Raw genomic sequence first — 12,441 nt, 5'->3', positions numbered from 1 at the left:
AAATTGAAATGGGGGGATCTTGATTAAAAATCAAACCCCTATTCAATATTAATTTTGAAAAAGTATATGAGTAATTTTGTTAATTATTTGACTTATTCTCAAAAGTATATACTATACTAGAAAGGAAGTAGACTCTTTTATGTAGTGTTGCATTTAGAATACGACTGTAGGATTTCTTCAGTAAAAGTTGTTCCATTTTTGCTTGTCCTGATCTTTAGAGCAGGAGCATGCAGGAATGGGTACAACTTTTACTGGTAGAAATCCACAGTCATATTCTATAGCAACCGAAATAACAGAGTCTACTTCCTTTCGGTAAGTTACCACTTTTTTAGAATAGGTATTTCTATAGTGCATCTTTTCCGCGTTCACCAGTTCTAATTCTCACGCATTCTGCTATGTCAACAACAAATATTTTTCCATCTCCGACTTCACCAGTTCTAGCAATTGATATAATTAATTCAATAATTTCTTCAACTCTATCATCTTCAACTACTATTTGAACTTCTATTTTTGGCAATACGTTAGTTATTACCTCAGTACCTCTGTGGTATTCTTTCCATCCACGTTGTTGTCCACATCCCATAACTTGGTTTATAGTTATACCGTTTATATTGTGATCTTTTAATGCTTCCTTAATATCTTCAAGCTTTGAAGGCCTTATTATTGCTTCTATTCTTTTCATAATATATTCCCTCCCTGATTATATATTATAATATATACTGTTTTCCTAATCCTTTACAATGAAATTATAGAGTGTCTTTTCAAAGTGGATTTCTTAATATAAGATAGGTTATACTATACTATTATATTATATAGTATAAGTTGATTAGTCCAACCAATTTGGACAAGAAGATTAATTTAAAATTTAAATTTTGATTCATGCATGAAGAAAAAACAATATTTGATGAATCATTCTGTTATAAAAGAATGCAAGTCCTAATATTATTAAAGCTATAATGGTAATATACATTACATAATGAAAAAGATAATAGGTACTAGATATGTTTACAACTAATACTTATTATCTAGATTAATAAAAAAGGTTATATGCCGAAATTCTAAGGGAAGATTTCGGCATAGGTTTGAAATATACTTAAATACAATTAAATTATATTATATAAAATGTTCCAATTCAATATATTATCTAGTTAATAATAAGAAAAATGAAAAAAATTTTTCATTTTTCATTATATTGGATTTAATAATATCAATTTAATATATAAATATTTAAAAAGCAAAAGAGATAGTATTAACAAATGTTTAAATACTATCTCTATTTATTAGGTCGGGTTATTATGTTTACATATTTAATGATTGACCTGGTTTATAAAAAATATACATTAACTATAAAATTTTATCTATTTTTATCATAATCTATAACAAAAAAAATTACTTAGCATAATATAAAATTAGGTGTTTTTTGAACACAATTTTATTATGCAAATTACGAAGGAGAGAAAAAGATGGATAACAAAATTGGATTTGATCTAGAAGATTTTGAGTGTTTTAGTGATATTAAACTTTTTGAAGAGGACGAATGCTTTGAAAAAGAGGAAAGCTATGATGAAGATGAGTTCGAAAGTATAGATGAAATCAATAATATAGATGAATGTTTCGAAGATAAAAAACACGGGTGTAAAAAGATATGCGAAGACATGTATAAAGATGGATTTGAAAAAGGAAGAAGCCAAGGATTTAAAGAGGGATGCAAAAAAGGTTACGAAAAAGCAGTTAATGATCTTAAAAATTATATGAAGAAAAATAAATGCTGTATAAAATGTCATAAACATCATAATAACAATAAGAGTTGTTATTAATTAATCTCCTAAATATTTAAAAAATTAAATATTTACTGAAAAAGAGGAGTACAATTATAGCTCCTCTTTTTCAGTACCATCCAATAATTGTTTTATTTTATGTTAGATAAATGTTAATAGACAAACCAATATATTATAAAATCATTAAGTTTGTGCTATAATAATACAAAATTAGAAATAGTGGGGTGTTTTTATGGTGAAATGGAAAAGTGATTATGAAATTGGAGTATCGTTAATTGACGAGCAGCATAAAAAATTATTTGAAATAGCTAACAGTGCATATGAGCTTCTTAGAAATGATTTTTATGTGGATAAATATGATAAGATTATTGAAATTCTTTCTGAATTAAAAGATTATACAGTATTTCATTTTAAATCAGAAGAAGAATATATGTTAAGCATTGGATATAAAAGATTCTTTTCTCATAAAGTAGAACATGAAAATTTCATAAATGAAATTAATAGTATTAATTTAGCAGAAATAGATGAGAATCAAGATGAATCAGTAAAAGATTTATTAGGATTCGTTGTAGATTGGATTGATAAGCATATTCTAGATCAGGACAAGCTTATTATAGTTCAGTAACAGTTTGGAGATTACTAATATTAAGGCGGCACTAAGCATGACTACAATTTTATCAATGGTGAAATAAGTACTATGGTTTGGGATTAAGGGGTATATAATAAATAGCGTACATAATATGGGAAATATAAGTAAAGAAGAGTGGCTTAATTTAAAGAATGTTCATTATGTTTTAAACTTTATAGAGTAGGATGTCAAGCCAGATTATAACTTCATGGCTAAAGTTGGAACTCAATACGATTTTAAAAAGTAGTAAATAGTAGATGTATTATTTACTACTTTTGTTGTGCTGGAAAATGCGTAAACATAATTTAAATGATGAATTACAAAAAGTTTTTGGTATAATATTCGACTTTATTTTAAGAGTATTTTATAGTATAATTTAATAATAACAGAAAAGGAGTTGGGAATATGGGGCTATTTGAAATTGGAAAACCATTTGAGGATGGGGTGTCACGATATCCAGAAGGAGTAAAATTTGATATAAGAGATAATGAATGCAATTTATTACTTTATGCCGAAGAACCTACAGAAAAAGAGAGACTAACTATAATGAAAGATGATTTGAAATACGGATATTTTAAAGAAGATAACGTAATTGTAATGTTGTTTAGATTTGGAAATCATCAGTGGATAGATATACCTTATTCAGTAAATATGTCGAGAAAAGTAGTTGGACTAAAAGAGATTTCAGAAGTAAGTGGATACTTATTTAATATATATATTATTAATGCTAAAACAGGGATAATAGAGGAAATTAGAACAGTAGAACTTGATCCAATATTTTCTAAAAAATTAAGGGAGGATATTGAGGAACAAAGTAAACTTGGACTCTATGGATTTAGGAGCAAAGTAGATGAGGTTTATAGACAGTTTTCAGTAAAAGCATTAGTTAGCATGTCTAGAGTATTAGTTTAATATAGATATCTAAACTAAAACTTAAAGTTATGTGACAGTTCGCCGAAAGAGAAGGTGCTCTGTTACTCGGTTGCTATAAAAAATAATTGTGGATTTCTAACATTAAAAGTTCTTCCATCCCTGCATGCTCCTGATCTAAAGCGCAGGACAAGCAAGGATGGAACAACTTTTAATGAAGAAATTCCTACAATTATTTTTTAAATGCAACACTGCGTAAAAGAGCACCTTCTCTTTCTGGTGTAGTATAAATCTCTAACCATAAATTAAAATTCTAACTGGTTTATATCAACATGCAATTTGTAATTATGATGTAACTTACCGAAAGAAATGATATTCTGTTGCTAGGTTGCGTGAGAAACTTGCTATGGATTTCTAGCAGGTTTCTCAATGCAACGCTGCGCAAAAGAATATCATTTCTTTCTGGTATGGTATATATTTCAAAGTATAAAGGAAACGATTAACTTGGGAAGATAATAACGAAACTTATGGAGAAAATAAACTTTATGATTATTTCCCGAATCCAGGGTAAACAACTGTAAGTCAAAAGTAAAATATAGATGTATATTATTTAAGTCCCAACGAAGCATAGGTGAATTAATAGTTTTAAACTAGAGCTACACAAATAACAGTATAGATACCTTAAATATACAGTGACGTTTTATTACTTTGAATTGTGATATGGACAAAGAAAAAAATATGTGCTAAATTAATAACATATGTTAAACGGTTACGTAAAGTTTTGTTATTATGATATAAAATCCAGTTAGTAATTAAAGCTAATGTAATGTTAATTACTAACTGAATCTTATATCATATGTATTTAGCATCTACACGATAATAGATTATTAAAATTTAAAGGAAGATATAGGAGGAAAAATTTATGCTTAAAATCTTAATTGTTGATGATGAATTTATTGAAAGAGATGGCATTATATTTTTAATTAATAAATTTTCTTTTGATTTTGATATAAAAGAGTGTAATGATGGGGAAGAAGCCTTAAAGTATTTAAAAGAAAATTCAGTTGATATTTTATTTACGGATATAAAAATGCCATTTATGGATGGACTAGAATTATCAAAAAATGCTAAGTCAATATATCCTAATTTAAAAATAATAATTTTTAGTGGATTTGGTGAATTTGAATATGCAAAGAAGGCAATAGGCCTTGGAGTAAGTAATTATATCTTAAAACCAATAAATCAGCTGGAATTTAAAAAGACAATAGAAAATGTCATTGAAGAAGTGGTACAGGAAGGGAAAGAAAAACAAAAACGAGAAATAAGAAGTTTCACTGAAAAAGAGCATGTTCTACTAAAGATAATAAGTGGAACATCTATAGAAAATCTTAGAGAAAGATTTTCTTTGGATGCCTATACAGATTTTATAAATAAGTATAAGAGGATGATTTTGATGGAGTTTGATAATGATTTTTTTCATAATCATCAGGGATTTATAAAGGAAATTCAAAATAATTTAGGAATTAAAGCTGACTATCTAAATTTAAATCCGCAACAAAGTATATTTTTTTTATTTGATTCTGTAGACGAGTCCATATTAAAAAAAATTTGCATAAAAATACATAATAGAATATTAGAAGAATATGAAGTAGATTGTTATTTTGCTATTAGTAATTTATTAACGTCACCTTATTTGATTTCGGAAGAATACTACAATATGGAACACATTATGGAACAACGTTTTTTTATATCTAATAATTGTATTTTTTCTAAAGATTTTGAGATATCATTAGAATCTACAGACGAAAAGTTTGATAATACTATGCTTGAAAATATTGAATATGATATAAAAGTTAAGGATTTCTATGGCCTAAGAACCCATGTCAATATTCTAATAAAAAAATTTTCGGCAAAGAATGCTTTTTCTCAAATATATGTAAAGTTTATCCTCTCAAGTATTTATCGGAATATACATCAAGAAATGCAAAAGGTAGGCGAAATGGATTTAAATGAGAAAATAGATAAAATTTATTTTTGCAAAACGATACAGGAGATTAGTGATATATTAAATAATATTATAAATAGTATGGAGAAGCGGTTTTCTAAAGAATCTTTAAATAATAGACATGAGATAGAATTGGTAAAATCATATATTTACAAAAACTATGGAGACGATTTATCACTTGATATTTTAGCAGAACACGTATATATGACACCAAGTTATTTAAGCAGTATATTTAAGAAGGAAACAAGTATGGGTATTAATGGCTTTATAAAAAACTATCGTATGGAGAAAGCAAAAGAAATGCTAGAAGATACAAATATTAAAATAAAAGAGATTGGTAATCTTGTGGGATATAGTAATACATCCTATTTTTGTCAAAGTTTTAAAGAGTTCTATGGATTAACACCAGAAAAATATAGACAAAGGGATGATGCTAGTGAATAGATTAAAAAAGTTTTTTCTGAATTTAAAATTTCGGCATAAAATAATTTTGACTTATTTTCTAGTTAGTATTATCCCTATTACTATTTTAGGATTATTTTGTTATGAACAAACAAGATGCTTATTATTAAATCAAGAAAAAGAGAACTTAAAAAAATCTTTTTCAGAATCAGTTGCAGAAATCGAAAATTCGGCCAATGTTTATAATAACTTGGCAAATTACACTACATTCAATCCTATGGTTTTAGAAGTGGTTAATTATGGTTATAAGAGTTATTACGAAATGTATTATAAATTTCATAATATGTTAGATCCTTATATTGATATGCTGAAAGCATTGCATAATGAGGTACAGCAATTAACGATTTATACTACTAATAATATAGTGAAACATTCAGATTATATAATTCCTATGGATAATATTAAAGACACTGGTTGGTATCAAGAAGTATCAGGTAAATATCAACCTCATTGGTTTGTTAGTGATAAAAAGGATATTTTTTTAGCAGTTCAATTTATAAATAAAAATTATAATAATATACAAAATATTCTCTATGTAAAAATAAATTCTGAGAGTTTTTTTAAATCATTATATAATATATCAAGTTCCAATTGTGGAGTGTATGTTTTAGATAAAAATGGCGAAGTTATATTTGAAAATAAAAATTATGATGGTGAAAATGATTACTTCTTGCCAAGTACTGAATTAAATAAAGGCAAAAAAGATAGTGTAACTTATAATAATAGAAATTATGTTTTAATAAAAAGTGATATAAATAATCTAGGATGGACAGTGTATCTTTATAAACCTATAAATTTAATTGTAGAATCATCGAAAAATATTATTTATACTGTTTATTTAATAGTGGGAATCTGTTTTTTTATAATTTTAGTTGTAGGGTACTGGCTTTCATATATAATAGTAAATCGCATTGAAAAATTAACTAAAAATATGAAAGAAATGGATATGGAACATTTAGAAGTTACGGTAAAGAGTGATTCAGGAGATGAAATTGGTATTTTAATCAATAGTTTTCACAGGCTTATTGTAAAAATTAAGACTTTAATACAAGAAGTTTATAAAAGTGAAATTTCTAGAAGAAAATATGAGATGAAAGCATTACAAGCTCAAATAAATCCACATTTTCTTTATAATAGTCTCTCTCTAATTAATTGGAAGGCAATTAGATCAGGAGAAGATGAGATTAGTGAAATGGCTCAATTATTATCAACATTTTATCGTACATCGTTAAACAAAGGTAGCAGTGTAATATCAGTAGATAATGAATTAAATAATACAGAGGCATATATCAAAATTCAAGCTATGATGCACAATTATAATTTTGATGTGAATTTTGATATTGATGATAAAGTCAAAGAATATTATATGATTAACTTATTGTTGCAGCCACTAGTTGAAAATGCAATATTACATGGTATCGATGAAAAAAGGAATAATAGAGGGAAGCTAAGAATATCTGCAAAGCAAATAGAAAAAGATATTATATTTGAGGTGGAAGATAATGGAGTGGGAATGGAATCAGAAATGTGTGATAAAATTTTGACTACTAAAACAAAAGGGTATGGAGTAAAAAACGTGTATGACAGAATAAAACTTACTTATGGTGAAAACTGTGATTTGAAATTTATAAGTATATTAAATGAGAAAACTGTTGCCATAATGCGTATTCCTATAGAAAAGGATAAAAATAAATTTAATGAATAGCCTATAATCAGCTGTTTGAAAATAGATATAGAAATTCTATTTTTAAGCAGCTGATTTTTATGTAGTTGTTTTCAGGTTCGTAAAAAACTTGCATAAATCAAAAATCTTTAGTATATTCGAATAATTTGTTGAGTGCTATAATTTCAATATAAATTACTTAACCAAAGCTAGTTACAGTTAAAGTATTATTTATTTCAATAAAATTAGGAGGCTATGGTATGTTAAAAAGAAACTTGATGAAAAGGATAACAACCTTTGGGATAACAGCTATTATGTTAGCTACATTCTTTGTAGGATGTGGAAATAAAAGTGGTACAACTGCAAATGAAACAAGTAGTAAGTCTGAGGCTGCAACTACTCCATATGGAAAATATGAGCAATTAATAACTTATACAATAGGTAAAAATACACCTGGAAGTCCACGTCTTCCAGAAGGAGATACTTTTGAAAATAATGCATATACAAGGTATCTAAAAGATGTATTAAATGTTCAAAATAAAGATGAATTTGAAGCAGCAAATGGAGATCCATATGATCAAAAAGTATCAATGGCAGTTGCTACTGGTGATCTTCCTGATATCATGAAAGTTGATGCAACAACATTAAAACAGTTAGTTGATGGTGATATGATAGCAGATTTAACTGATGTTTACAAAAATTGTGCTACAGATAAAATTAAAAAAATGTACGATTCATATAATGGAAGAGCATTGGAAAGTGCTAAATTTGATGGAAAACTTATGGCTTTACCATCTACTCAATGTGCTAATGTACCAACAATGTTATGGGTTAGACAAGATTGGATGGATAAACTAAGTTTACAAGCACCTAAGAGTATGGATGATGTTGAAAATATTCTTCAACAATTTGTAACAAAAGATCCAGGTAATAATGGTGCTGGAAAAACAATTGGTCTAGTGTCAGCCGCTAATATAGGTGGAGTTTATGGAGGATTATTCCAAATGGATAATGTTTTGGGTATGTATAATGCATTCCCAGGACAATGGATTAAAGAAGATGGGAAAGTAGTATTTGGATCTACAACTAGCAATATGAAAAAAGGATTAGCGAAGGTTTCTGAAATGTTTAAAAAGGGTTTAATTGATCCACAAATGGCAGTAAGACAAGGTGATGATGTTACTTCACTTATTGTTAATGGACAAGCGGGTGCATTTTTTGGACCATGGTGGGCACCAGATTATCCATTAAATGATGCTAAAAAGCTAAATCCAGATGCAAAATGGGTTCCTTATGTAATACCAACAAATGCAGATGGCTCTTATACAACTTATACACAAAATCCAGCAAGTGAATTTTATGTTGTTAGAAAAGGATTTGAACATCCAGAATTATTAGTAAAAATAGCAAGTGTTATTAATGATAAGATGGTATATGAAGATTATGGAAAACAAGAACTTATGGACTATATCAAAAAAGGTGTAGATTCAGGTGTAAGACCAGTAAATATACTTATTAATGATTATAATGCAACAATCGATATGTATAAAAACATTGATTTAGCACTTAAAGGAGAAAAAGATCCAGAATCTTTAGGAGCTGATAAGGGAAATTATGAAAAATGTAAAGATTATTTGGCAAATCCAAATTCTCCAAGTGCTGATGCATGGAGTGGATATACTTCAAGAATGATTTCTCCAAAACTAATGAGCGAAACTAAAGTAAATGAAGTTAATCCTGTATTTTTCGGACAAACAAAGAGCATGAAATTGAAATGGGCAAATTTACAAAAGTTACAAGATGAAACTTTCTTAAAAATAGTAACAGGAGAAGCGTCAATAGATTCATTTGATGATTTCGTTGCAACTTGGAAGAGTACTGGCGGTGAAGAAATTACAAAAGAAGTTGAAGAAGCTATAAAAAAATAAAATAATAACATTTTAGCAGGTTGAATGAAAAGAGTATTTGAGTTCAACCTGCTAACAAGAAAATGTATATTTTCATTAAGAGAAAGGAAGGGAAGTTAATGGAAAAAGGGAAGAAGCAGCTAAGTTATCATCTTATGCTAGCACCAGGTATGATATTTTTGATAATATTTAGCTTTATTCCAATGTTTGGAATAATAATGGCCTTTCAAGAGTATTTGCCGGCGAAAGGAATATTAGGATCCAAGTGGGTTGGACTTGATAATTTCAAATATATGCTTCAAATACCAGACAGTATGAATATTTTAAGAAATACATTGGTAATTGCTATAGGAAAGATCATTTTTAGTACTATAGTTCCAATAACATTTGCATTACTTTTAAATGAGATAAGAAAAAAATGGGCAAAAAAAACAATTCAAACTATTGTATATTTACCTCATTTTCTGTCATGGGCAGTTTTAGCTGTAGTAGTAGCTAATATTTTCTCATATGAAGGACCAGTTAATTCGTTTTTAAAAATATTTGGATATGAACCAACTCTATTCTTAGCAAGTAATACTTGGTTTAGATCTATATTAATAGGTACAGATGTATGGAAAGAATTTGGTTATGGATCAATTGTATATTTAGCAGCACTGACAGGTATTGATTCAGGATTATATGAAGCGGCTGCTATGGATGGAGCAAATAGATTTAGGCAGTTAATACATGTAACATTACCAGGTATAATGCCTATAATTATGCTTATGACAGCAATGAATTTAGGAAATATTTTAAATGCGGGCTTTGATCAAGTATTTAATTTATATAATCCAATTGTCTACCAAACAGCGGATATTATTGATACATATGTTTATCGTGTAGGCTTAGTTGGAATGCAATATAGTTTTGCAACAGCAGTAGGATTATTAAAATCAGTAGTTGGGTGTATATTATTGTTATCTGCTAATAAATTATCTCAAAAGCTTGCAAATATGCAAATTTTCTAAAGGAGGGAATTATTATGTTGAAGTCAAAAAGTTTTGGAAGTAAGCTAGCCGATGTAGTTATATGGAGTATTATATTGCTACTTACAGCAGCTTGTTTATTTCCTCTTATAAATATGGTAGCTATTTCTTTTAGTAATAAGTCAGCAGCAGCAGGAAATTTAGTCGGATTACTTCCTGTAGATTTTAATTTAGCATCTTATAAGACATTATTGCAAGAAGGACAGTTTTGGCGTTCTTTTGGAATTTCTGTATTAAGAGTTGTTCTTGGAACAGCATTAAATTTAATATTGGTAATACTAATGGCATATCCTTTATCAAAAAGTAAACGAGAATTTCGATTAAGAAATGTTTATATGAATTTAATGATATTTGCCATGTTATTTTCTGGAGGTATGATACCAATATTCATTACTGTAAAAAATCTACATTTATTAGATTCTATTTGGTCATTAATTTTACCAGGGGCAGTACCTATATTTAACGTAATATTATTAATGAATTTTTTTAAAAGTGTGCCAAAATCATTGGAAGAAGCAGCAGAATTAGAAGGATGCAGTAAATGGCAGATTTTATTTAAAATATATGTTCCTATTTCTCTTCCAGCATTGGCAACAATATCTTTGTTTAGTATTGTTGGACATTGGAATGACTTTTTTAGTGGATTATTATATATAAATAAAGCAGTAAATTATCCATTGCAAACTTATATACAACAGTTAACAGTGGATATTACAAAAGTAACAAATCCAGCACAATTGCAAAGTCTTGCAGATATTTCTAATAAGACATTAAATTCTGCAAAAATTGTTGTTTCAACTATTCCATTATTAATTATTTACCCTTTCCTACAAAAGTATTTTGTTACAGGTATGGTTATGGGTTCTGTTAAAGAATAAAATTTTTTGTAATTTCAAGGATATATATTGCAATAACAAATTTACATTAAAAATTTATATTCTCATAATCTCTTTAAATAAATTACATGTATAAATCTAATTGCAATATATATTATGAAGTGATAGACAGAAAATTATAAATATGATACATTCAATATAAAGTTAATCGGTTACGTTATATTGGAGGAGAATAAATATGAAAGCGACTATTAAGGATGTGGCTGCAAGAGCTGAGGTTTCAGTTGCCACTGTATCTAGAATATTGAATGACTTGGGAGGATATAGCGAAGAAACTAAAGTACGTGTTTTAGACGTTATAAAAGAATTGGGATATCAAAGAAATGCTATAGCAAGAGGATTAGTAACTAAAAGTACCAAGACTATTGGTGTATTGATTCCAATTGTGTCTGCATATTTTTATGCTGAGATATTAAATGGAATAGAAGATAAAGCAAATAAACATGGATATGGAATATTCCTTTGTAATACCGGAGTAAATGGTATCAGAGCAGAGAGCTATATAAAAATGTTAGGTGAACGTCAAGTAGATGCAATTATTATAATCAGCTTGGCAATGAATGAGGAATATTACAATTTATTAAATTCATTAAAAATACCATATATTTTAGTTTCAACTTTATCATATAAGTATAAGGTACCATATATAAAAGTAGATGATCAGCAAGCGGCTTATACGGCAACTCAGTATTTAATAGAAAAGGGACATAAAAAAATAGCATTAATAAGTGGTGATAAGGATGATAAAATTGCTGGTAGACCAAGAGTAAATGGATACATGAATGCATTGCAGGATTACGACTTAGAAATAAATGAAGAAATAATAAAATATGGAGATTTTACTTATAACAGCGGGATTAGATGTATGGAAGAACTATTAGAGGAAAGAAATAAATTTACAGCAGTATTTGCAACAAGTGATGAAATGGCAGCGGCAGCTTTATCTGTTCTTCATAAAAATAAGATCAGCGTTCCGGAAGAAATATCTGTCATTGGATATGATAATACATTAATATCACAAATGAGTATACCACCCTTAACTACTATTGCTCAACCACTTCATGAAATGGGTGAAAAGGCAATGGAAAAAGTACTAGAGATTTTGGAAAATGGAGACGACGGAAATAGTATAATACTTCCCCATAAGGTTATTGAAAGAGATACAGTAAAATTACTAGAATAATAGTAATTTTATTTTTAGACA

At 28.0% G+C, this 12,441-nt stretch carries 10 protein-coding genes; 9 read left to right on the top strand and 1 reads right to left on the bottom strand.

Going from position 1 to position 12,441, the window contains the following annotated elements; genetic code table 11:
* Positions 1-343: 343 nt before the first annotated feature.
* Positions 344-682 carry a P-II family nitrogen regulator gene (locus tag D2A34_RS17980; protein ID WP_079440596.1) on the bottom strand — a complete coding sequence of 113 codons (339 nt, stop codon included), beginning with the start codon at positions 680-682 and terminating at the stop codon, positions 344-346.
* A gap of 781 nt (positions 683-1,463) precedes the next feature.
* On the opposite strand from D2A34_RS17980, the gene D2A34_RS17975 reads away from it, so the two are divergent.
* From D2A34_RS17975 to D2A34_RS17935, 9 genes are all read left to right on the top strand, one after another.
* On the top strand, positions 1,464-1,817 hold the full coding sequence (locus D2A34_RS17975; protein ID WP_079440597.1) for a hypothetical protein: 354 nt from the start codon (positions 1,464-1,466) through the stop codon (positions 1,815-1,817).
* 193 nt (positions 1,818-2,010) lie between these two features.
* Positions 2,011-2,403, top strand: coding sequence for a bacteriohemerythrin (locus D2A34_RS17970; protein WP_079440598.1), 393 nt, complete (start codon positions 2,011-2,013; stop codon positions 2,401-2,403).
* Positions 2,404-2,811: 408 nt separating this feature from the next.
* Positions 2,812-3,318, top strand: a complete 507-nt coding sequence (locus tag D2A34_RS17965) for a hypothetical protein (RefSeq protein WP_079440599.1) — start codon at positions 2,812-2,814, stop codon at positions 3,316-3,318.
* Between the two features lie 880 nt (positions 3,319-4,198).
* Positions 4,199-5,725 carry a response regulator gene (locus tag D2A34_RS17960; RefSeq protein ID WP_119367481.1) on the top strand — a complete coding sequence of 509 codons (1,527 nt, stop codon included), beginning with the start codon at positions 4,199-4,201 and terminating at the stop codon, positions 5,723-5,725.
* Positions 5,718-7,448, top strand: a complete 1,731-nt coding sequence (locus tag D2A34_RS17955) for a sensor histidine kinase (RefSeq protein WP_119367480.1) — start codon at positions 5,718-5,720, stop codon at positions 7,446-7,448. The genes D2A34_RS17960 and D2A34_RS17955 overlap by 8 nt, the downstream gene beginning before the upstream one ends.
* Before the next feature lie 218 nt (positions 7,449-7,666).
* Positions 7,667-9,334, top strand: a complete 1,668-nt coding sequence (locus D2A34_RS17950; protein WP_119367479.1) for an extracellular solute-binding protein — start codon at positions 7,667-7,669, stop codon at positions 9,332-9,334.
* A gap of 98 nt (positions 9,335-9,432) precedes the next feature.
* On the top strand, positions 9,433-10,323 hold the full coding sequence (locus D2A34_RS17945; protein ID WP_119367478.1) for an ABC transporter permease: 891 nt from the start codon (positions 9,433-9,435) through the stop codon (positions 10,321-10,323).
* 14 nt (positions 10,324-10,337) lie between these two features.
* Positions 10,338-11,219 carry a carbohydrate ABC transporter permease gene (locus D2A34_RS17940; RefSeq protein ID WP_119367477.1) on the top strand — a complete coding sequence of 294 codons (882 nt, stop codon included), beginning with the start codon at positions 10,338-10,340 and terminating at the stop codon, positions 11,217-11,219.
* 196 nt (positions 11,220-11,415) lie between these two features.
* Positions 11,416-12,420 (top strand): LacI family DNA-binding transcriptional regulator, encoded by a 1,005-nt coding sequence (locus D2A34_RS17935; RefSeq protein ID WP_119367476.1) that lies wholly within the window; start codon positions 11,416-11,418, stop codon positions 12,418-12,420.
* The last annotated feature ends 21 nt before the right edge of the window (positions 12,421-12,441 follow it).

The sequence above is a fragment of the Clostridium chromiireducens genome, from assembly GCF_003575225.1.
In the GTDB taxonomy this organism is placed as follows: domain Bacteria; phylum Bacillota; class Clostridia; order Clostridiales; family Clostridiaceae; genus Clostridium; species Clostridium chromiireducens.
This window is presented reverse-complemented; position numbering and strand designations above follow the sequence as displayed.